This is a genomic window from Neobacillus niacini, assembly GCF_019749295.1.
GTDB classification, from domain to species: domain Bacteria; phylum Bacillota; class Bacilli; order Bacillales; family Cytobacillaceae; genus Neobacillus; species Neobacillus niacini_D.
Map to the genome: position 1 here is coordinate 238,407 of NZ_JACWFG010000013.1, position 21,664 is coordinate 260,070.

Consider the following 21,664-nt stretch of genomic DNA (forward strand, 5'->3'; position numbering starts at 1 on the left):
GTTAGGTAAAATATAGAAGTGAGGTGATTTTATGGTAAATCCATCAAAACAAGATCATTTTAAAAAGCTGCAATCCCTTTTATCTGAATTGCCCTGGTATGTGGATGAATACATCAATCATAAATTAAGGAAACTTTCGACTGCCTCCTTATTTAATTACTGCCATGATTATAAGATCTTCTTTAATTGGATGATCAGAGAGCAACTATTTACTGGAGCAGCAAAAGATATCCCTTTAGAACGATTAGAGCAAATGACAGTTATTGAGATTGAAAGTTTTTTAAATTTCCTGCATTACGAATTAAATAATAAAGAATTAACGGTTAACCGAAAATTATCAGCTTTAAAGTCCCTGTTTAATTATTTGCAGAACATTGCTGAGACCCCTGATCTAAAGCCATATCTTCACCGTAATGTATTGGCGAAAATTGAATTTAATGAAGTAAAAGAAAACATGGAAACCAAAGCTGCTAAAATGGAAGGAAAAATTCTTCTTGGAGACGAATACGAAAAGTTCCGTTTGTTCGTAGCAAATGATTACGGTGAATTAAATAAAGAAAACAAAAAACTCTATAACTTTCATCAACTAAATAAGGAACGTGATACGGCGATTGTTTCATTAATCCTAGGTTCTGGTCTTCGTCTCTCTGAATTAATTGGGATTGAATTAGATGACATTGATTACAAAAAGTACTGTGTAAGGGTCATTCGAAAAGGAAATAAAGAGCAATTTGTTTATTTTAGCCAGGTTGCTATGGCAGATCTTCAAGCCTATCTATCTGTAAGAACTACTAAATACCAAATAGAAAAAAGCAACAAAGCCTTATTTATTTCAGCACCGATTGGTCCAAAAGGAAAATCGCGAAGACTTACGGCACGAGGTGTTGAGAAATTAATCGAAAAATATGCAACGGCATTTGGTAAACCATCGTTATCCGTACATAAACTAAGACATTCATTTGCTACAAGATACCATGCAGAAATTAACGATGTACCTAAATTACGAAGACAATTAGGCCATTCATCCATTCAAACGACAATGATTTATACACATATTAAGAATGATGATTTAAAGATTGCTGTAGATAAGATGGATATGCCAAAAGAACAGGAACAGATAGAATGAAGTCGGCAGGCTATACTGCTGGCTTTTTTAATTTTTATCAGTTTACATAATATTATTATGGTAACAAATAGCGATAATATCTCAAAACCCAAGTATACTTAAGAAAATGAGACAGTATAAAATTTTTTTGGTTTTCAATATCATAATCTATCTTGATTAATTCAGTTGTTAACAAATCCATAGCTTTTTAACAACTCTTCATGATTTATTTCTTCCTAAATTACAAATTTTCCAGTCAAAAGTCACAAAAAAACACAGGTTTCCCCTGTGTTTTGTGTTATTTTAGAAGTTTCTTATATTGCTGCTCCCCCTGCCCTATTTACTCTCTTTTGTGGTAACACTTGTAGAATTGAGGTTCCACTTTCCGTTATTAAATTTCCATGTAGACTCTACAAAGGCTATCGTATCAGCATTTGCAATTCCAGTAATTCGCTGCATACCTTTTAAGATTAATTGGCCTGTGTTTAATTTAACCGGCTTAAGTGAATGAAACGAGTTAACCGTTAATTCTGTAGGTTCATTTAATTTTCCTTTATAAAATAACCCTAACTTTTTATAGTACTTTTTCCTATCTTTTAAATCAAATAGATAAGATTTACCTGTTTGTCTAATGGTCATCTTTGCTTTATATCCATTTTCAAAACTACTATCCATTTCTAATGGTTCTGGGACACTCAGTTCTTTGCTGATATTATCTTTAAGGGTATATAAATAATTTAGGGTTATTCCCCCGCTTCCCCCTGTAAAAACATTTGCAAATATATCCTTAACTCCATCCTGATTAAGATCTACTAATTTTAAAGAGGCTTTAGATCCGCTTTCAAGAGTTATTTTGTATTTTTTATCATCTGAGGTGGAGACCTCTATATAAATTTCTTTTAAATAATCTTCATCATCTTCATAAGGTACGCCTTTTAAGTGAATAACTTCGTTTATTCCATCTCCAGTTATATCAGATTCGTGTTGCGAAATAGTAACATTTTTCGTTTTTTCTTCGTAAGCATAAACCCCTGTAATCGCGGTAAACGACATGAGAAAAAATGCAGAAGCAACAAATAAAAACCCTTTTTTCATTCTTTTCCCCTCCAAAATCTGATATATGTAGTATGCCCCAGTTTTGGTAAAAACATGAAAAAAAGACCCCCAAAATTTTGGGAGTCCTTCATTATGGTTTAATCATTCGCTTTAACTGGACCTTCTGCCATCCAAATGGTTGTTACTTTTCCATTGTCATTTTCATCAAGGACGAAAGATCCGTTGGAATAACGGTCATTAAACCGTATTTCGGATGTCACAATCTTTTCGATGTGGCCTTTTTCAGTTTGAATGAAAAGTGTATCTTCGTCAGCTGCAACAACAAAGCCAACTATACGGTGAGGATTTGCCTTTAGCTCCCGTAAGATAACAACCCCGCGCTTCGCTCTTGTTGATTTATCAAATTCCTTCAGCTTCATCCGCTTCACAGAACCGCGTTGAGTGGTGATTACGATCGTTGCTTTATCATTGTCAGGAGTGATCACTTTCCCGCCGACAACAACATCCCCATCCTTCAAATTAATACCTTTGACACCAGCTGCACGAATACCGATAATACTAATTTCTTCTTCGTGGAACCATAATGCATAGCCAAAATTTGAGATGATGAATATTTCCTTTGTACCATCTGTTAGGTGTACATCAACTACTTGATCATCATCCTTAAGATTGATACCCACTAATGGTTTGGAATAGCGCTGTGCCTTATATTGCTTTAGCTCTGTCTTCTTAACCATTCCGTTTTTCGTAACAAATACTAGATAAGCATCAGCCTCAAAATCCTTGACTGGAATAACTTGAATTATATCTTCATCGCGATCAATCGGTATGATATTGGCAACATGCTGTCCTAAGTCCTTCCAGCGAATATCTGGAAGTTCATGAACCGGACAGTATAAATAGTTCCCTTTATTCGTGAAGAGAAGCACTACATCTTGTGTGTTTATTTCAAGTTGTGAAAGTAACCGGTCTGTATCCTTCATTGCCAGATCCTGACCATTAGAAGCAGCAAAAGAACGCTGGCTTGTCCGTTTGACATACCCTTCTTTTGTTACCGTTACAATTACATCTTCACTAGGAACCGTTACCTCAAGATTAATTTTTAATTCTTCAATTTCTGCCTCTATTTTAGAACGACGAGGATCAGCAAAACGTTTCTTAACGTCTTTTAATTCCTTTTTTATGACAGAAAGCAGCTTCTTCTCACTTAATAGGATTGAAGTCCATTCTTCAATTTTACTAGCCAATTCTTCCGCTTCTAGCTGTAAAGCCGTAATATCTGTGTTGGTTAAGCGGTATAGCTGTAAAGAAACAATGGCTTCAGCTTGAGCTTCGGTAAATGAGAATTTTGCAATTAAATTATCTTTTGCATCACGTTTATCCTTAGAAGCACGGATTGTCGCAATTACCTGATCAAGGATTGATAATGCCTTCATTAACCCTTCAACGATATGTTGGCGTTCTTTTGCTTTATCCAACTCATACTTCGTTCTTCTAACAACAACTTCTTTTTGGTGATCGATATAAGCATCTAATAATTCACGAATGCCTAATAACTTTGGATGCTTTTTAGAAATAGCAACCATATTGAAATTATAGGCAACCTGTAAATCACTATTTTTATATAAATAATTTAGAACACCATTTGCATTGGCATCTTTCTTTAATTCAATAACAATTCTTAGTCCAGTTCGATCTGTCTCATCACGAACCTCTGATATTCCATCGACTTTTCGGTCAAGTCGGAATTCATCAATTTTCCTAACAAGATTCGCTTTATTGATTTCAAAAGGAATCTCAGTTACAACAATTTGTTGTTTGCCGCCGCGAAGCTCCTCAATTTCAGCTTTACTGCGGACAATAATTTTACCTTTACCTGTTTCATAAGCCTTTTTAATGCCGTCTATTCCTTGAATGATTCCCCCCGTTGGGAAATCAGGTCCTTTAATAGCGGTCATTAATTCCTCAATGGATACGTTAGGATTATCCATTCTCATGATGACACCATCAATGACCTCACCAAGATTATGCGGCGGGATATCCGTTGCGTACCCTGCCGAAATTCCTGTTGAGCCATTTACAAGCAGATTTGGGAACATAGCGGGCAGCACCGTAGGTTCATTTGCTGTATCGTCAAAGTTAGGAATAAAATCGACTGTGTGTTTTTCGATATCACGAAGTAATTCTGCGGAAATAGCTGACAGACGTGCCTCAGTATAACGCATCGCTGCTGGCGGGTCGCCATCCATACTTCCGTTGTTTCCATGCATCTGAACGAGAACGTTTCGAACCTTCCAATCCTGGCTCATCCGCACCATTGCATCATAAACAGAGGAGTCACCATGCGGATGATAATTACCGATAACATTTCCGACTGTTTTAGCGGATTTACGGAAGCCCTTTTCAAAGGTATTTCCTTCAACATGCATCGCATAAAGTATTCTGCGTTGAACTGGTTTTAATCCGTCCCTTGCATCAGGTAAGGCCCGTTCTTGAATAATATATTTACTATATCTGCCGAAACGATCGCCAATTACATCCTCTAAAGGTAAGTCACGGAATATCTCAGTTGAGCTCATTCTTCAGATTCCTCCTCAGCGACCGTAATATTTTCGTTTTCCAAAATACTATCATCTTCCTCTAAACCAAAGGCTACATTGTTTTCAATCCATTTACGGCGCGGGTCAACTTTATCACCCATTAAAGTCGTAATTCGGCGCTCAGCTCTTGCCGCGTCATCAATTTTCACACGGATTAATGTCCGAGTCTCTGGATTCATCGTTGTATCCCAGAGTTGATCTGCATTCATTTCTCCAAGACCTTTATAACGCTGGATCATATAGCCTCTGCCAACTTTTTTAATCGCACCTTGGAGTTCATCATCGCTCCAGGCGTATTCAATAATCTCTTTTTTACCCGTACCTTTACTTACTTTATAAAGTGGAGGCAGTGCAATATACACCTTACCTGCTTCAATAAGTGGTTTCATATACCGATAGAAAAAGGTTAACAGTAACACTTGTATATGCGCACCGTCTGTATCGGCATCCGTCATAATAATGACTTTATCGTAGTTTGCATCCTCGACATTAAAGTCAGAACCTACTCCAGCACCAACTGTATGAATGATTGTATTTATTTCTTCATTCTTAAAGATATCAGCCAGCTTCGCTTTTTCTGTATTGATTACTTTTCCACGCAAAGGAAGTACGGCTTGGAAGCGGCGGTCACGGCCTTGTTTTGCAGAGCCGCCTGCGGAGTCACCCTCAACTAAATAGATTTCATTTTTTTGCGGATTTCTAGATTGAGCAGGTGTAAGCTTCCCTGATAAAAGAGTATCCGAGCGCTTCCTCTTTTTACCGCTCCTTGCGTCCTCCCGTGCTTTTCGTGCTGCTTCACGGGCTTGATAGGCTTTAATTGACTTTTTAATTAACAACGAGCTGATGTCGGGGTTTTCTTCAAGAAAATAGGTTAGGTTTTCAGAAACCACTGCGTCTACCGCCGATCTAGCTTCACTAGTCCCTAATTTTCCCTTCGTCTGTCCCTCGAACTGTAATAACTGCTCTGGAATTCGAATAGAAATAATCGCAGATAATCCTTCACGAATATCAGCACCCTCAAGATTCTTTTCCTTTTCTTTTAAAAGAGAAACCTTTCGGGCATATTCATTGAAAACACGAGTCATCGCTGTTTTCGTCCCTACTTCATGCGTTCCGCCGTCTTTCGTCCGGACATTGTTTACAAATGATAGCATGTTCTCTGAATAACCATCATTAAATTGAAAGGCATATTCCACTTCAATCCCATTGTGGCTTCCTTCAAAACTAATGACTGGGTGAAGGACATCTTTTTCCTCATTTAAGTAAGCAACAAAGGCCTCTATCCCATTTTCATAATGGAAAACCTCATGAAAATCATTTCGATCATCGATGATTTCAATCTTTAAACCTTTTAAAAGAAACGCTGACTCTCTTAACCTCTCACATAATGTTTCAAAGTTATATGTGGTGGCAGAAAAAATGGATGCGTCTGGTTTAAAGTGAATTGTAGTACCCGTTTGATTGGTTTTCCCGATTTTTTCCAAGGTGGTAACGGGTTTACCGCCATTTTCAAAGCGTTGTTCGTAAACAAAACCATCTCTTTTTATCGTTACCGTTAACCATTCAGATAAGGCATTAACAACGGAGGCACCAACACCATGTAATCCACCGCTGGTTTTATATCCGCCTTGACCAAATTTACCGCCAGCATGAAGAACTGTTAGGATAACTTCTGGAGTCGGTTTCCCCATTTTATGCATGCCTGTTGGCATTCCACGACCTCTATCCGAGACACTAATTGAATTATCTTTGTGGATCTTTACAATGATTTGATTCCCAAATCCTCCTAGAGCCTCATCGACTGAGTTGTCGACAATCTCATATACAAGATGGTGTAATCCGCGTGTATCAGTGCTCCCGATGTACATTCCTGGTCGCTTCCTGACGGCCTCCAGTCCCTCTAGTACCTGTATGGCATCATCATTATATTCAAAAGCTTTCTGATTACTTGCCACTAAAATACCCCTTTCATTCCCTGCAACGAAAAAACATCTTTTAATTGCTATCTTTATGAGTAAATTTATTCATTCGTGTAAAAAAGTTATTATTATGGTTATTTTAGAACGAATGTTTGCCGCTCTTAATTGTATCACATCTTTTCGGCGTCTATGCTTTATTTTAGCGATTTATTTCGATTTGGCAAATGTCTAATTTGAAACAATATAATTTTGTAACTGTTTTTTTAGTAAAAAAAAGAAAAAAACTGCTAAATATTAGCAGCCTCTTTCAACCAAAATCATTATTTTGTTAAGGCATGTGCCACTTTTATGCAAAGGTCCATAATCACTGTATATCCTTTTTCTTTCAAGAAATCATAAGCTTCTTCGTTTACTAATCCCTGCTGTGCCCAAAAAACATCTGCGTCGACTTCATCAAACTCTTTCGCAACATCAAATAATTGCTCTGAACGACGGAAAACATTCACGATATCAATATGCCCCTCAATATCTTTTAACGAGGCAACCGCTTTTACTCCAAGCACTTCATCAACTGTTGGATTAACCGGAATGATTTCATAACCCGCTTTTTGCATCACCTCAGAAACCATATACGAAGTTCTGTCTGGTTTATCACTTAAACCCACAACAGCGATACGTTTAGATTTTTTCAATATAGCTCCAATTTCTTCTAAGGTTGGATTTTCAACTGCCATGAACAAACACTTCCTTTATTTCCTGAATTTTACTATCTACTTTCACTATAACATAAATGGATAATTTGCAAAAAAAAATGCTTTCAGCATTAAAAAGAACCAAAAAAATAGACCAGCATTGCTGATCTATTTCTGTGTGACTGCTTTATTTGAATCCATATTGATGGCAGTCCATGCTGTCTGATCTCCGAAGGTTCTTGACCAGGAAGCAACTCCAGCTAGATGATAAGAGGCTGCTAGGTTTGCTCGTTTCGTTAAGGATAATTCATCTTCAATCCACACTTTATAGGTGGCATTTTCATCTGCTGCATAATACTCTGCGTAGTTTTGCCCACTAGCTTCATCATACACAGGCTGCAGACCTTTCTCTGCTAACCATTCCTTGACCTTAGACATTGACATCGACTGCGAGGTAACCACTGTACTTCCATCTGCATTGTGTTGTTCTTTCCAAAGTCTAGTATATAATGGTACACCGAGAATGAGCTTCTCTTTAGGAACCTCTTTTAACAAGTTTTGCAAATTCTTTTCAACCCAAGGCAGACTAGCGACACTGCCGGCAACTGGAGATGATCCTGCGTGCTCATCATAAGCCATGATAATAAGGTAATCTACAATTCCAGCGAGCTTACTTCGTTCATAAAAAGATGACCAATTATTATTTTCACCTGCATAAAAGGTAATGTCCATTGAAACTACTAATCCTGCTTCATGCAAATAAGGTGTGGCTTCTCTCATAAATTGGGTGACGAGTTGCCCATCTTCCTGCTTTACGTTTTCTATATCAAAATTTATCCCTTGCAGCTGGTACATTTGACTGAAATGAAGCAGCTGAACAATGATTTTTTGACGAGTTTCAAAGTCTTTTAATGCTTCATGTGTAAGTACGGGGTCGAAAGAGTTTGAAAACAATCCCCATACTTGATAACCCTTAGACTGTGCCCATTTACTATACTCTTGGGAAGCTAAGTTTTTTATACTTCCATCAGTTCCTGCTAAGGAAAACCATGTTGGAGAGACAACATTCAAACCTATCATGTCTGGTATTTGTGTATGATTTGGATTTTTCGTATAAACGGCTTCCCAAGTTAATTGGATAGGACCATCAATTTTTGTAACACCTGTCGTTTGGGGTTGCTGTTTTAGCGTAATTGTTACTTCTTTGTTTTTTGTAATATTCTTCTTACTAATGTATCCGCTGATTCCATTTTCTTTTCTTACCAAATAATAATTTTCTTCCTCAGCCTCAATCATTACATTTTCCTGTTTCGATAATTCCGCTGTAAACGGAGCCTTTAAAGTTGGCTCTGTTCGTAATCTTAGCTTTTCAGGGTGAACATCTTCCGCTGTTGTGGTCCCTTCGAAATACTGGTCCCCATTCTTTTGAATCCAAATCGTACCTGTATCCTTTAATACCTTATATTGTATAGGATAAAAGCTCAGCAGAGGATCGATTGCTACAAATATTTGTCCATCCTTTGAGATAATTGGTGAAACCTGCAGCTCTACCGGTTTTGAATTAACAAAGAAGGTTAATGAATCTGTAGGCATTTGGATAACCTTTTCTGCTGTCGTTATGATGATGGAGGTAGATTTTTCATCAAAAATAATCGTAGAATCTATGTTCTCTTGCATAAATGAAAGTGGGAGAAAGATCGTATCCCCTTCGAGTAGTGCATTTCCCTTTTGAGTTCCTTCAAAAAGGACTGGATTTTGTTGAGTAAAATAATTAACTTTTTCCTTTGAGGCAAATGGATAAAATAAAAAAAGAATAGAAGAGGCAATCAGTAAGACTGCTATCATCAATCCTCCTAGGATCCATTTTGGTGATAATGATTTCTTCTTATGGTATTCAATTTGTGACAACGCTCTTCCCCCTCATTTCTATCGTACGGTATTAAAGAAAATTTGAGAAGGAATTTTTTCAGCATAAATTGAAATAGTTAAAAGCACTGGTAGTGTTTTTTCACCATTACATGGTAAAATAAAAGGACTTGCACTATTTATAGAAGGAGAAATCATTAATGGTTCAAATTATCTTAGTCTTAATACTAGCCTACCTGCTTGGATCCATTCCGTCAGGTTTAATTATCGGTAAGGTTTTTTATAAAACTGATATCCGTGAACATGGGAGTGGAAATTTAGGGGGAACCAATACTTTTCGAACATTAGGAGTAAAAGCAGGTATCGCTGTAACCTTAGCTGATATTCTAAAAGGGACATTAGCTGCTTACTTACCTGTTATGTTTGGACTCGATATTAATCCTTTACTTGCTGGAGTATTTGCTGTAATTGGACATACCTATCCCGTCTTTGCTGGATTTAGAGGCGGCAAAGCAGTTGCTACCTCTGGGGGCGTATTATTGTTTTGTGCACCGCTTATGTTTTTAACGATTTTCGTTGTCTTTTTTGCCAGTCTATACATAACAAAGTACGTATCATTATCATCTATGCTCGCTGGCATTTGTGCAGTCATCTATGCTGCCATTGATGGGGATATTCCTCTCTTAATTGCAGTAACACTTTTAGCCTCATTTGTAATTTATCGACATCGCGCTAATATTAAACGAATCATGAATAAAACAGAACCTAAAATTAAATGGCTTTAAGGAATCTTTTGTGGCTTCCTTAGAGCCATTTTCAATTTTTCATTAAAACTACATATTCTTAGTGATTTTTTTCTCCCCTAATAAAGTAAAATAAAGGTAAAGGAACTCATGGAGGGATTTTTAATGTCTGAATATAATCAAACTTATAAGTTTTCCACAGACGTTTCACCTGCTTCCGATCAAGAATTTGAGGTTGAATTTTATCAATGTTTAGTAGACGACCATGACCTGCCGGAAAAGATTCCATACAAAGTAACAAAGACTTTTGATGAGCTAATTGATTTTCTTGAACAAATGGATGAATAAGCCTCATAAAAAAACGGAGTTTCCGCTTAAGGAAACTCCGTTTTATATTCTTAATAATGTAAATGAAGAATTCCCCATTACATCTTTTACATAATCCAGTTTGGTATGGTCAAAGTATACATAATCCTGTTCATGTATAAGGATCCCTATCCCATCAAACTCAAACAACACATCACCAGTAATTTTCTGCTCCTCCAGAGACAGATTAAGTTTTGGCCCGCCTCAGCCAATTCCCATACTTAACCGGACCAGTAGTTCCTCATTTGGAGTTTGCTGTTCCTTCATGATTAATTCTTCCAATTTACCATGGGCACTCTCAGTGATTTTGAACAAAATACATCACGTCCTTTATTTTTTTCAAAAAATGCGGGAAAAAGTCGAAAATTAGCATATAAATATAATATAGTATTGGTAGAATAGTTGAAAATATTTTGCCTTAAAATCTGTTAGTTAGGAGATATTATGAAAAAGAGAGCCATTATATCATCTGTCATTATCATTTCAATATGTATTCTCGCTGCAGGCGGGCTTCTAATTCAGCAAAATAATAACAGGAATGCTGCTTCAATAAAACACCCTGCTAAGGACCATGCAACGAGAGTACAACCCGTCGTAACGAGGACATTAACGGAAAGGTTGACCATTGGGGCAATTGGCGACATCCTGATCCATGATAGGGTTTATCAGGATGCTTTTAATGGCACGCAATATAATTTCAATCCAATCTTTGAAAATGTAAAAAGCATATTGGAATCACCGGATGTGCTTACAGCCAATCAAGAGAGTATGCTGGGTGGTGTTGACATAGGTGTTTCTAGTTACCCTATGTTTAATAGTCCCCATGAAGTGGCAGATGCTCTCGTCAATACGGGCGTAGATATTGTATCACTAGCTAATAATCATACGCTGGATAAAGGGCAGAGAGGAATCCTTTCTGCAACCGATTACTTAAATAGTATCGGACTTCCCCATGTAGGAAGCTTTTTAAATGAAGAGGATCGTCAAAAACTAAGAATCATTACTAAGAATGGCATTAAATTAGCCTTTCTTTCATACACCTATGGAACAAATGGGATACCAATCCCAGATGGTAAAGATTTTTTGGTTAATCTTATTAACCGTGATAAGATGAGTGAAGAAATAAGACGGGCAAAAAAAGAAGCTGATGTTGTGGTAATGAGCATTCATTGGGGGAACGAATACCAGCGAGTACCTACCAGTGAGCAAAAAGATTTAGCAAATTTCCTTGCGAATGAAGGGGTAGATATCATCTTTGGCTCTCACCCGCACGTACTGCAGCCAATGGAATGGATTAACCGTGATGATGGCAAGAAGTCATTTGTTATTTATTCATTGGGTAACTTTATCTCCGGGCAAGTAAGAGACTATAAAGATATAGGCGGGATGGCAACCGTTGAAATAACCAAACACATAACAGAAACAGGTAATAGTATTGATTTGTCCAACCCGGCTTTTTATCCAACCTATGTTTCAAGTCAAGGACAGCAGAACTATCGAGTAGTACCACTTGAGAAAGCAGGTTCTTTTGGACTGCAGGATGCCCCTGCAAAATATCAGGAAATTCAAAACCATATGACACAATGGCTCCGTTAATACGGGGCCTTTTACACGCTTACGTTGGAAGGGTGTTTCAAATGAACCAAAAACAATATCAAGGTACCTTTTTATCTCTATTGTTTATCGTCCTCATCTATCTTTTTACGAGAAATTATTATAGTCTGTTCTCTTGGATTCTTCTAGGTTTATTACTGCTGGTGGCCTTCCTTAGGGAAGAAAATCGATTGTTCGTATGGGTAATGATTTCTTTTTTTGGTGGAAATTTCGTATTGTTTTATATTGATAAATTTATCGAGGGATTCCAGCTAATGCCATATTATGGGGCTATCCTAAGTCAGTTAATGTTGAGCATCCCAGCCCTAACAATGGTATATGTGATCAGGCAATTTAATAAAAGAATTAGTTTCTTTTTTTATATGCCAGAACTAACTGAAAGTTTTGCTAACAAAAAAATTCTCTATATTTTTTTGTGCATGATTATTGGGAGTTTCCTTCTAATAAGTTTTACAATTAGTTTTAGAATTTACCTCCCTCTTATTTTATTTGTTTTTATACATGTTTTCCTGCAGGAGATTATATGGAGGGGCATTCTATTAACCCAATTGATAAAAATTACGAATGAAAAAATGGCTATTCTTATATCGGGTATAGCATTTGCACAAAATACAACCATATTTGGTTATTCTCTCGGAGTTTTTCTATTGTATCTAACTTTAGGGTTCTTACTTGCCTATTTAACAACTAAATATAAAAGCATTTTGCCATCTATCTTTGCTCATATATTGGTACTGCTTTTCATTTTTCTAAATGGCTGGCTGCGGCTGCCTATTTAAGCAACTTCATCGATATTTGTGTGTGCTTTATTATATACTACTACCATAGGCATTTTGAAAGGAGATACAAATGAAAATCCAAATCAGCAGTGAGGCAGCAGCATGGTATAAAAAAGAACTCAGTTTAAATACAGGTGATTTTGTCCGTTTCTATGTACGGTACGGCGGATATAGTCCCGTACAAAAAGGGTTTTCACTTGGCATTTCTAGTGATGAACCCAATGATATTGGTGCAAAGACTACTGAAGACGGGATTACCTTTTATGTTGAAGAAAAAGATTTATGGTACTTCGATGAACATGATCTAGTTGTTACATACCATGTAAAATATGACGAACCTGTATTAGATTATAAAAAATCCTAATCAACTAAAAAAGCACACATGAATGGTACTCATTTCGTGTGTGCTTTTTCTAATTCTTGCTTTCTGAGCTGTTGGACAACCAGCTCACATATTTCATGTGTCTGTAACGAATCGCGGGCAGTCACAGATGGAAGGCTATCATAACGTACGGCGCTGATAAACTCCTCAATTATCTGTTCAAATCCTCTTTTAAACAAGGTAGAATCCCAGTTGTTAAAGGAGAATGAAGTTTCTGACTGGTTACGATAAATTGTCAATTTATCTAGGTCTTGAACGACCCTTTTCTCATTTGTTCCCATTACTTCTAACTTTTCTTCAACTGCGCCACTGTCACGATTCATAATCGCCAGACCTGTCATATCTCTAGAGATAAATTGAACAACCACATGATAAAGGATTCCACTTCTTACTCTTCCATGAACGATAACATCCTGAATATCGCTTTTAAACAGGTAACGTACCGTATCTAAAACGTGAATAAAATCATCATAAACAAATGACCGAATATCACCTGGAAGGTCATGACGGTTCTTTTGGAGAATAATCATATTTGGTTTGTCAATTTCTGATATGGACCGATAAAAAGGTGCAAACCGCCTATTAAATCCTGTCATTAAGATAAGTCCTTTACTTTCAGCGAGTTCTACCAGTTCCTTGGTAGTCCCCAAGTGATAGGTTATAGGCTTGTCCACATAAACATGTATCCCATTATTTAAAAGCTCTCTCACAATGTGATCATGGGATTCAGTCGATGAATGGACAAATGCTCCTTTTATTCCGCTCTTTATGATAGAAGACAGACTAGTGTGAGTGTAAGGAAACCGATATTTATTACTGATTTCAGTTAAAACCTCAGTATTTCTAGTGTATAAATGGAACTCCACATCAGCCAGACTTCCTACAACAGGCAGATAAGCTTTTTTCGCAATATCCCCAAGTCCGATGATTCCAAGCTTTAACATCGTTTTATTCCCCCTATTTCACCAAATATGATGATGTAATCCTTCACTAAGCAGGATTTCTTTTTGCCTATCTCCAATTAGATCAAAATGGGAATAGCCATCTCGGCGGTGGTGAATCCATTCTTTTTTTAACCCATATTTCCTTCCCCATTCAGCAAGCTTTTCAAGATCATGGCAGCCTACCTTGGTTACAGTCTTGGAGCCTGGGAAGCGGTCATCTAACCAATAATGGGTTAGAAATGCGATTTCCCCGCCATCAATTTTTTGCTTCCACTCTCGTACTTCCTGTTTTTTGATTCCAAAAGCCATATCGTCACCCCAAAGGTCATTCCATTACTTTTTCTTAATTTCTTCATACTTAAGGAACCATTCAGGGAAGGCCTTTTTAAATGCAATCGGTCGAAAGGTATCCTTTTTGACAACAATATGAGTCGATGTTCCTTCTGCACAAACTTCCTTATCTCCATTTGTAATGGAATACCCGTAAATCGTTTTAATTCCATCATTTTTTTCAATCCACGTATTTACAAATCCTCTATCGCCATAACGTAACGGTTTCTTATAGGTTGCTTGGATGTCATATACGGGTGCAAAATAGCCTGCATTCTCCATATCTAGATAACTATAACCCAAATCCTCGATTAAGCCGCTTCTTCCGAGTTCAAAATATTTCAAATAGTTTGCATGATAGATAACTCCCATCATGTCCGTGTCTGCGTATAAAAGTTGAATTTCTCTAGTTGAAATAAAAACGTTGTCCATTGCTTACTCCCCTTTTCTTATCAATGAATCTTAAAGCGTCATCTTTTTAAGCGCTTTTTCCACATCTTCGCCTTCTATATGAAGGGCTTTATCTAATAAATCTTCTTCTTTTGTGTCTCCCATCAGCCTCATGGCTTGTGCTTGAATCATTTCATCCGCTAAATTGGTTGCAAATCTGCCATTTCCTTGGAATGTATTGCTTTCTATACTCTGCCTCAATCGGGCTCTAGCATCTTCACTTAAGTTGTATTGGTAGCCTTCTACATATGCCTCAATAATCGCAAGCAGCTCTTCAGGAGAATAATCAGGGAATAAAAAGAATTTCTTAAATCTCGAACGGAGACCTGGATTGCTCTCCAACAGCTGGTCCATTTCGTTTGGATATCCCGCAAGGACAACTACCAGATTTTCGTTATGTTTCGTCATTTCATCAACCAAGGTATCTACTACCTCTTTACCGAAATCACCAGCAGTTTGGCTTAATAGTGAATAGGCTTCATCAATAAATAAAACTCCTCCAAGTGCTTCTCGAATCTTTTTCTTCGTTTTTCCTGCTGTTTGACCGACATATCCCGCTACAAAATCGGCTCTGCTTGCCACGATTAAATGACCCCTTTTTAACATACCGCATTCCCTTAGGAGCTCTGCATATATCTTCGCCACTGTTGTCTTCCCAGTCCCTGGATTACCGGTGAAAACCGAATGAAGCTGTATAGGTACGGCAGGAAGTCCTTTTTCCTTCCGAAACTGCTGCATTTTTACAAAGGAGACAAGAGACTCCATTTCTCCTTTTAACTCTGTCAATCCAATTAAGCGTTCTAATTTCTCAAAAGGCGATTCCCGCTGCTCGGTCTTTTCTGCCTCAAAGTCAGTTTTATCCAAAATGGTATAGGTAAGAATATCTTCATTTGATATCGGATGATCTGATCCTTTTTTAAAAATCGCGTCTAACACAATATTTCGAACAGACCTCGCATTACCAAAGGTATCGTCTACACGCTGCTGATCAAGAAGATGGTTAATTTCTACCTTTGCTTCTTCTGTCAGGATGTAATCATTTTCTGAAGCAATTTTTTCTGCAATATTGATTAATTCCTCATTGGAGTAATTAGGTAAATGAATGAGGTTAGATTGAGGGAATCGGCTTCTTAATCCTGGATTTGCATCTAAAAAGACACGCATTTCATCAGGATATCCCGCTAAAATAACGGCGAATTTCCCGCCATATTCCTTACCGGTCATTAGCGAAACAAGGGTATCAACCGCTGTTTGACCGTAATCGTTTCCCGTTTGCCCTTCTCTTTTTAAACTATAGGCTTCATCAATAAATAGGACACCACCAATAGCTTTTTCAACCACCGCTCTGACATTTTCCTCTGTCTGGCCGACAAAGGCACCTACTAACTGTGATCTGTCCGTCTCAATCACTTCTGGCCGCGGCAGTACCTCAAGTTCGTGATAAATTTTAGCTAATAAACGGGCAATGGTTGTTTTTCCTGTGCCGGGATTCCCTGTCAATACCATATTTAGGCTAAGTTCATCTTTTGTTTGAAATCCAAGCTCTTTCCGATCTCTTTGGTATTTTAAAAACTGATAAAAATTATTGACTCTCTTTTTGACAATTTCCATCCCGATCATTTCATTAAGCTGTTCTAGTGCATTGTCAGAATCTTGCTTGAAATCTTCTTCGACAATAAAAAGCTTCTCCCAGCTTTGTTTTATTTCTTCTAGACCCGATAGATGGACTTTAAGCTCATCAAAATAGGTGGCAGTGTGAAATACTCCCTTAATCGATTCTTCATACTCCTCAGCAGCTTTTAGAAGGCTGCCAGTGATATCAATTGAATCAGAAAGCAAAACAGCAAGTTTTTTATATTGTTGAGAAAGTGAAATGTCTTTCAAGGATTCCGCAAGTTTCATCTTTTCAGTAAGATCCTCTACATGATCATCTGCTTCTGCTAAGAAACTTTGGCAAATTTGTATGTATTGTTCTGCAACCTTTTTCTTTGCTGTCCTGTTATCTGTTTCCCGAATAGCCGGAAAGGTAAGAACATCAAAGATATCTTTCTTCTTTTTCCAATCGTATTGGATAAAATACGACTTTGCTTTCTCATTATCAGGGAATAATTCCAATGCTTTATGAAGCCAAGCTAGAGCTAATGAATCATTACTTTTACGATTTAACCGTGAAAGTGCAGCAACTGTTAACAACCTTGAAAGCAATACAGAGTTAGACTCAAAGCGTATGGCAGTTAACAGCTCATTTTCATTGGCAATTTGTCCTTTTTCATTTAACTCTGTTTCCCACTGTTCTATACGTTCTACAGAGGGAATGTTTTGATTGGTTTGTTGTCTTATCATAGGATCACTTCTTCTTCAAAATTTCCCTTTTATCTTACCATAACCTGTTCAAACAAACGAAATTCAAGGCTCAAATAAAAAGGACCTGTACAAAATGAACAGGTCCTAATTACCTCTATGTTAAACTTCATCCTTTATTTCGGAGCGGAAGGATTCGATACTTTCACGACGTCTTTCGTTTTTCGCCGCAATTTGCTGGCGCTGTGTTTCGCTGTTTGTAAATGCAAGAGATTCCTCAGCAGCTTCAATGTTTTCAATTGTATCATGAATCATGGATTGGAGCTTTTCAACATTATCACTGCGGTCATCTGGTTTTGGTTTGTTGTTATAAGTCATCACAATTCCTCCTTGGTATTATCAGGGTTACTACAGATATAGTTTGTTACGAAGTGAAAAAAATATCACAGAGAAATTTTGTTAGACTTAAAACAAAAAGACCCGGTGGCACATGCCTGACGGGTCTTTACCATATAACTTATTCACCTTTGGTTTGCATGACTTGAGCATGTTTACCAGATTTATCTTGATATTTTTTACCTTTGTTTCCACCAAAGTTCTTGGACTTAGTTCCAAGATGATCTTCGCTGAAGCCTTGTTGACTGTGTTTTGGATTACTCATATTAACATCCCTCCTCTTTTACATTTTGTCCGCTTTAAAGGAGGAACATGATTGGTAATCTATGTGAGTTTATTTATTCAGCTTTTCCAAGGCGTTTTTCTTCAAGGCGTAATTCAATTTTCTCCATCGCAGCTCTATCTTTTAAAAGTTGACTTTTATTTTCAGATACCAATTCTGCAAAGGAACGTTTTCTAGGCTTTCTCATGTATATCACCTTCCTTATTTCCTATTCTAACAGTTATTATGCCCGGAAACGGTTGCAATTATTACAACTTTTTGAAAATTATAAGAAAATAATGCGTTAAAGCTTTAAAGTGTCCGTAGTATAAAAAAAGACATCGGATTTTTTCATCCAATGTCTAATTTAGATCCTTTGTATATTGTTTCATTGCATCAAGACTCATAGCCCCGATAAACTTATTTCCGATATTCCCTTTTGTATCAATAAAATACGTCGTAGGAATGGAAAGTACTTGGTAGGTTTCGTTTACTTTATCCTCGGCATCTAAAGGTATAGGAAAGGTAATCCCATTTTCGTCAACAAAAGCTTGAACATCCAAATGAGGATCAATATTTACCGCTAATATAACAACTTCGTCCCCAACTTCTTTATGAAATTCTTCCATAGCTGGCATTTCAGCTTTACATGGTGGACACCAAGTTGCCCAGAAATTGAGCATTACTTTTTTTCCTTTTAAATCCGAAAGTTTAACGGTCTCCCCCGTTAATGTTTTTAATTCAAAATCAGGAGCTTTTGCCCCCACTTTTAAACCACCCATATTAGCCGCTTCTTGACTTACGTTCTCGGGTTCAGCCTTTTTGTCCATAGCCTGCACAATTGCAACTCCAAGTAAGGCTATAAGTACAACAGCAGCGATGACTTTTTTTACCATACCCCCGAACCCCCTTGATTCAATAATGTACTACATTGATTTTACACTATAAAGTAAGTTGAAATGAAAGTTGTGTATGCCAAATATGTGACAATTTACAAACAGTTTAGTAAAAGTATACTAGAAAAGCAAATAAAGTTACTTATTTAAGGCATTAAAGACACTGGTTGTCACACGGTCTACAATGATGTCAATATCCCTTTCAGATAAGGTCTGTTCGTTTGTGGGTGTCACTCGCTTTGCATTATAGCCTTTAGGTACATCTACGCCTAATGGTGATACGCCATCAAGTCCCAACATGTTTTTTATATCAATGAGCTTAGCAACATTCTCCTTTGAGAGTTCTCGGTCACCTCTTAATTGTCTGGAAATCCAATTAATTTTTGCGGTGAACTCTAATGATTCCATTAAGTAATAAGTATGCAATAAATCCTTGCCCCAGGTTAAAGCCCCATGGTTTTCTAATAATACACCCTGATGATCATAAACATGTGATTTGACGGCTTTCGGTACCTCATCTGTTGATGGTGTTCCATATTTTGCTAATGGAATCGTCCCTAACGATACGACTGCTTCAGGCATTATGGCCTGGTCTAAAGGTATCCCCGCAATTGCAAAGGCTGTTGCATATGGCGGATGGACATGCAGCACCGCATGAACATCAGGACGTTCCTGATAGACAAGCAAATGCATTGTCATTTCAGAAGATGGTTTATACTCGCCTTCAAGTACGTTTCCTTCGCCATCAACTTTAATAATCATATCGGTAGTTAGGAACCCTTTACTTACTCCTGTTGGCGTAATCAAAAACTCATTTTCATCAATACGGACGGAGATATTTCCGACATTAGCTGCAACAAAGCCTTTTTCATAAACACGTTTTCCAATATCACAAATAAGTTTTTTATATTTAATCTCGATAATCATATAAACCCTGCTTTCCGTTTTGCGAAAACAATTGTTTCACATAGTATACCCTTAATCTTATTGATATTAGAGATTTATGCTTAGTTAGATATTAACGCAATGTTATGAAAATTTGTTCCTATTAACTTCGCGGATATGTTTGATTTTACGCTGATATACAGCAATCATAGTAGTTGAAATAAAAAATAGCCCCCTTCTCGAGGGGGCTATCTTATTGTTATTATAGTAATTTTCTTTTTTGCTTCAGCAATTCGTTGAATTCACTATCTAATTCGTTGTATTTTGGGTTCTTTTGATCAATTAAGGATAGTTCTCCTAAAATGGTCGCAATTCTGTTTTCGATAATCATTAATGTTTCTTTTTTTTCAGCAGGTTCTGCAGTCTGTTCTTTCTGAAAGTATTCTTCAGGCTTCATTTCCACACGCTTTATCCTTTGGTTATCGAATACAAGGAGCTTATCACATAGCTTATTTAAGAAATAGTAATCGTGAGAAACGGTTATGATGGTGCCATTAAATTCACTAAGCGTCTTTTCAAGCTCTTCTCTGCTAGGTAAGTCTAAATGATTGGTGGGCTCATCTAAAATAAGAACATCATATTCTCTCATTAGCATGTCGACTAGTTTCACGCGTGTTCTCTCTCCAAGGCTCAAAGTCCCAATTGGCTTTGTAATGAACTGCTCCTTTAATCCGAGATTGGCAAATAAGGTTCGGGCGCGAAGTATATTTTCACGGTCTGTAAACCCTAATGCCTCTAAAGCGGTTCTATCTTCGGGTAAATTATCAACATCCTGACTGAGGTAAGCAATCTTTAAAGAATCACTTTTCCACAGCTCTCCATTAGAAATGGATGTTTCGCCAAGCAGCATTTTAATCAAAGTCGTTTTACCACTGCCATTTTCTCCTAATAAGCCTATACGTTCTCCATGATTTATATAAAAGTGACTTCCGCTGAAAAGGGATCTTTCTTCAAAAGACTTTGTTAGACCCTTCGCCTCAATAATCCTTTTTCCTCTATTCCCTTTCGAATCAAATTGAAATTTAACCTTTGTCTCTTCTAGAGGTTTTTCAACCTTGTTTTTTTCAAGCTCACTCTGCAGTCGCTTCATTTTCGACTTCACTTGCTTATCACGATTCTTTGCTTTTACCCGGTGATATTCCTTATTACCATAATCTCTGCCTTGCTTTGTTGAGGTCCTGTGAGCCTTATCAGACCATGCAGTTAATTGCTCCATTTGCATCTCAATGTCTTCTTTTTTACGCTGTTGTACCTCGAAATGGTGCATTTGGGTTTCTGTTCGATGCTTCTTTTCTTTCTGGTAATCACTGTAGTTCCCAGTATAAAAGTTAAGCTTAGTATTCACTATTTCAAATATCCTGGTTACTGTCTTATCTAAGAAATGACGATCGTGAGATATGATTAATACTGGACCCGTAAATTTCTCCAACTCTTCAATTAACCATTCTATCCCTTTAAAATCAAGATGGTTCGTAGGCTCATCTAGAATTAAGAATCCGGGCTTGGAAGCCCACACATTAGATAAGGCAAGTTTCAACTTCTCACCACCGCTTAAATGGTTTAAACGCTTCTCTTCCCATTCATACACCTTTTTTAGCCCTAACTCACTGGAGTGCTGCAAGATTTGTCCCTCAGAAGATAGAGATTGTTGAAATTCACTGCCTTCGTAATCTATCGATTGTGTCAGATAACCAATCTTTAATTCCGGTGATTTTTCAACAAAACCCTTATCAGGGGTGAGTTTTCCAGTAAGGATATTGGCTAATGTCGTTTTTCCGGTGCCGTTATACCCTACGAGACCAATCCTTTCGCCATTTTTTATATCAAAAGAAATATTGTCTAGGATTTTTCGAAGATTAAAGTTCATCTCCAATCCAGTTACTTTTATTATTGAAAAATTACTTTTGTTCATAAAAAAACTCCCTTCCATTGAACCTGAAGAGAGTGTTTAAGTCATGTAGTTTACACATTAATAAAAAAGCATACGTTAATAAACCTAAAAAGGCCTAAGTTAACGA

General features: G+C 37.2%; 21 protein-coding genes. 6 read left to right on the forward strand and 15 right to left on the reverse strand.

Annotated features, from left to right (window positions below; genetic code table 11):
* Positions 1-31: 31 nt before the first annotated feature.
* Positions 32-1,126: a tyrosine recombinase XerS gene (gene xerS / locus H0184_RS19125; RefSeq protein WP_221827621.1), complete on the forward strand. Its 1,095-nt coding sequence runs from the start codon at positions 32-34 to the stop codon at positions 1,124-1,126.
* Positions 1,127-1,441: 315 nt separating this feature from the next.
* On the opposite strand, the gene H0184_RS19130 is transcribed toward xerS, so the two are convergent.
* The 5 genes from H0184_RS19130 to H0184_RS19150 all read right to left on the reverse strand — a co-directional run bounded on the left by H0184_RS19130 (position 1,442) and on the right by H0184_RS19150 (position 9,280).
* A complete protein-coding gene (locus tag H0184_RS19130; protein WP_221827622.1) occupies positions 1,442-2,200 on the reverse strand; it encodes a hypothetical protein in 759 nt (252 codons plus the stop codon).
* A 98-nt stretch (positions 2,201-2,298) separates the two neighbouring features.
* The gene (gene parC / locus H0184_RS19135) at positions 2,299-4,740 is read right to left on the reverse strand and encodes a DNA topoisomerase IV subunit A (RefSeq protein WP_221827623.1); all 2,442 of its coding nucleotides are present in this window, start codon (positions 4,738-4,740) and stop codon (positions 2,299-2,301) included.
* Complete coding sequence (gene parE / locus H0184_RS19140; RefSeq protein ID WP_221827624.1) at positions 4,737-6,716, reverse strand: DNA topoisomerase IV subunit B; 1,980 nt, start codon at positions 6,714-6,716, stop codon at positions 4,737-4,739. Before parE ends, parC begins: the two co-directional genes overlap by 4 nt.
* Before the next feature lie 284 nt (positions 6,717-7,000).
* Complete coding sequence (locus tag H0184_RS19145) at positions 7,001-7,414, reverse strand: CoA-binding protein (RefSeq protein WP_221827625.1); 414 nt, start codon at positions 7,412-7,414, stop codon at positions 7,001-7,003.
* Positions 7,415-7,540: 126 nt separating this feature from the next.
* Entirely contained in the window at positions 7,541-9,280 is a 1,740-nt protein-coding gene (locus tag H0184_RS19150; protein ID WP_221827626.1) for a glycosyl hydrolase family 18 protein, read from the reverse strand.
* A gap of 158 nt (positions 9,281-9,438) precedes the next feature.
* On the opposite strand from H0184_RS19150, the gene plsY reads away from it, so the two are divergent.
* The 5 genes from plsY to H0184_RS19175 all read left to right on the forward strand — a co-directional run bounded on the left by plsY (position 9,439) and on the right by H0184_RS19175 (position 13,104).
* Positions 9,439-10,023, forward strand: coding sequence for a glycerol-3-phosphate 1-O-acyltransferase PlsY (gene plsY, locus H0184_RS19155; protein ID WP_221827627.1), 585 nt, complete (start codon positions 9,439-9,441; stop codon positions 10,021-10,023).
* 123 nt (positions 10,024-10,146) lie between these two features.
* Positions 10,147-10,329, forward strand: coding sequence for a hypothetical protein (locus tag H0184_RS19160; protein WP_221827628.1), 183 nt, complete (start codon positions 10,147-10,149; stop codon positions 10,327-10,329).
* A gap of 462 nt (positions 10,330-10,791) precedes the next feature.
* Entirely contained in the window at positions 10,792-11,943 is a 1,152-nt protein-coding gene (locus tag H0184_RS19165; protein ID WP_221827629.1) for a CapA family protein, read from the forward strand.
* Between the two features lie 41 nt (positions 11,944-11,984).
* Complete coding sequence (locus H0184_RS19170; RefSeq protein WP_221827630.1) at positions 11,985-12,740, forward strand: CPBP family intramembrane glutamic endopeptidase; 756 nt, start codon at positions 11,985-11,987, stop codon at positions 12,738-12,740.
* Between the two features lie 70 nt (positions 12,741-12,810).
* Positions 12,811-13,104 (forward strand): HesB/YadR/YfhF family protein, encoded by a 294-nt coding sequence (locus H0184_RS19175; protein ID WP_221827631.1) that lies wholly within the window; start codon positions 12,811-12,813, stop codon positions 13,102-13,104.
* 29 nt (positions 13,105-13,133) lie between these two features.
* On the opposite strand, the gene H0184_RS19180 is transcribed toward H0184_RS19175, so the two are convergent.
* From H0184_RS19180 to abc-f, 10 genes are all read right to left on the reverse strand, one after another.
* Complete coding sequence (locus tag H0184_RS19180; RefSeq protein WP_221827632.1) at positions 13,134-14,066, reverse strand: Gfo/Idh/MocA family protein; 933 nt, start codon at positions 14,064-14,066, stop codon at positions 13,134-13,136.
* Between the two features lie 18 nt (positions 14,067-14,084).
* A complete protein-coding gene (locus H0184_RS19185) occupies positions 14,085-14,375 on the reverse strand; it encodes a hypothetical protein (RefSeq protein ID WP_221827633.1) in 291 nt (96 codons plus the stop codon).
* A gap of 24 nt (positions 14,376-14,399) precedes the next feature.
* The gene (locus tag H0184_RS19190; RefSeq protein ID WP_221827634.1) at positions 14,400-14,828 is read right to left on the reverse strand and encodes an acyl-CoA thioesterase; all 429 of its coding nucleotides are present in this window, start codon (positions 14,826-14,828) and stop codon (positions 14,400-14,402) included.
* Between the two features lie 30 nt (positions 14,829-14,858).
* On the reverse strand, positions 14,859-17,189 hold the full coding sequence (locus tag H0184_RS19195; protein WP_221827635.1) for an AAA family ATPase: 2,331 nt from the start codon (positions 17,187-17,189) through the stop codon (positions 14,859-14,861).
* A 120-nt stretch (positions 17,190-17,309) separates the two neighbouring features.
* Positions 17,310-17,525, reverse strand: coding sequence for a small acid-soluble spore protein Tlp (tlp, locus tag H0184_RS19200; RefSeq protein ID WP_221827636.1), 216 nt, complete (start codon positions 17,523-17,525; stop codon positions 17,310-17,312).
* Positions 17,526-17,664: 139 nt separating this feature from the next.
* Positions 17,665-17,808, reverse strand: coding sequence for an acid-soluble spore protein N (locus tag H0184_RS19205; RefSeq protein WP_221827637.1), 144 nt, complete (start codon positions 17,806-17,808; stop codon positions 17,665-17,667).
* 73 nt (positions 17,809-17,881) lie between these two features.
* The gene (locus tag H0184_RS19210; protein ID WP_090764428.1) at positions 17,882-18,013 is read right to left on the reverse strand and encodes an FbpB family small basic protein; all 132 of its coding nucleotides are present in this window, start codon (positions 18,011-18,013) and stop codon (positions 17,882-17,884) included.
* 154 nt (positions 18,014-18,167) lie between these two features.
* Positions 18,168-18,701: a redoxin domain-containing protein gene (locus H0184_RS19215; protein WP_221827638.1), complete on the reverse strand. Its 534-nt coding sequence runs from the start codon at positions 18,699-18,701 to the stop codon at positions 18,168-18,170.
* A 138-nt stretch (positions 18,702-18,839) separates the two neighbouring features.
* Positions 18,840-19,628 carry a class II aldolase/adducin family protein gene (locus H0184_RS19220; protein ID WP_221827639.1) on the reverse strand — a complete coding sequence of 263 codons (789 nt, stop codon included), beginning with the start codon at positions 19,626-19,628 and terminating at the stop codon, positions 18,840-18,842.
* A gap of 220 nt (positions 19,629-19,848) precedes the next feature.
* Positions 19,849-21,558: a ribosomal protection-like ABC-F family protein gene (gene abc-f, locus H0184_RS19225; protein WP_221827640.1), complete on the reverse strand. Its 1,710-nt coding sequence runs from the start codon at positions 21,556-21,558 to the stop codon at positions 19,849-19,851.
* Between the last annotated feature and the right edge of the window lie 106 nt (positions 21,559-21,664).

What these genes read in the sequence shown, in the direction of transcription:
- xerS (WP_221827621.1), top strand. Translation starts at nt 32, where the DNA reads ATGGTAAATCCATCAAAACAAGATCATTTTAAAAAGCTGCAATCCCTT.
- H0184_RS19130 (WP_221827622.1), bottom strand. Translation starts at nt 2,200, where the DNA reads ATGAAAAAAGGGTTTTTATTTGTTGCTTCTGCATTTTTTCTCATGTCG.
- parC (WP_221827623.1), bottom strand. Translation starts at nt 4,740, where the DNA reads ATGAGCTCAACTGAGATATTCCGTGACTTACCTTTAGAGGATGTAATT.
- H0184_RS19145 (WP_221827625.1), bottom strand. Translation starts at nt 7,414, where the DNA reads ATGGCAGTTGAAAATCCAACCTTAGAAGAAATTGGAGCTATATTGAAA.
- plsY (WP_221827627.1), top strand. Translation starts at nt 9,439, where the DNA reads ATGGTTCAAATTATCTTAGTCTTAATACTAGCCTACCTGCTTGGATCC.
- H0184_RS19160 (WP_221827628.1), top strand. Translation starts at nt 10,147, where the DNA reads ATGTCTGAATATAATCAAACTTATAAGTTTTCCACAGACGTTTCACCT.
- H0184_RS19165 (WP_221827629.1), top strand. Translation starts at nt 10,792, where the DNA reads ATGAAAAAGAGAGCCATTATATCATCTGTCATTATCATTTCAATATGT.
- H0184_RS19170 (WP_221827630.1), top strand. Translation starts at nt 11,985, where the DNA reads ATGAACCAAAAACAATATCAAGGTACCTTTTTATCTCTATTGTTTATC.
- H0184_RS19175 (WP_221827631.1), top strand. Translation starts at nt 12,811, where the DNA reads ATGAAAATCCAAATCAGCAGTGAGGCAGCAGCATGGTATAAAAAAGAA.
- H0184_RS19180 (WP_221827632.1), bottom strand. Translation starts at nt 14,066, where the DNA reads ATGTTAAAGCTTGGAATCATCGGACTTGGGGATATTGCGAAAAAAGCT.
- H0184_RS19185 (WP_221827633.1), bottom strand. Translation starts at nt 14,375, where the DNA reads ATGGCTTTTGGAATCAAAAAACAGGAAGTACGAGAGTGGAAGCAAAAA.
- H0184_RS19190 (WP_221827634.1), bottom strand. Translation starts at nt 14,828, where the DNA reads ATGGACAACGTTTTTATTTCAACTAGAGAAATTCAACTTTTATACGCA.
- H0184_RS19195 (WP_221827635.1), bottom strand. Translation starts at nt 17,189, where the DNA reads ATGATAAGACAACAAACCAATCAAAACATTCCCTCTGTAGAACGTATA.
- tlp (WP_221827636.1), bottom strand. Translation starts at nt 17,525, where the DNA reads ATGACTTATAACAACAAACCAAAACCAGATGACCGCAGTGATAATGTT.
- H0184_RS19205 (WP_221827637.1), bottom strand. Translation starts at nt 17,808, where the DNA reads ATGAGTAATCCAAAACACAGTCAACAAGGCTTCAGCGAAGATCATCTT.
- H0184_RS19210 (WP_090764428.1), bottom strand. Translation starts at nt 18,013, where the DNA reads ATGAGAAAGCCTAGAAAACGTTCCTTTGCAGAATTGGTATCTGAAAAT.
- H0184_RS19215 (WP_221827638.1), bottom strand. Translation starts at nt 18,701, where the DNA reads ATGGTAAAAAAAGTCATCGCTGCTGTTGTACTTATAGCCTTACTTGGA.
- H0184_RS19220 (WP_221827639.1), bottom strand. Translation starts at nt 19,628, where the DNA reads ATGATTATCGAGATTAAATATAAAAAACTTATTTGTGATATTGGAAAA.
- abc-f (WP_221827640.1), bottom strand. Translation starts at nt 21,558, where the DNA reads ATGAACAAAAGTAATTTTTCAATAATAAAAGTAACTGGATTGGAGATG.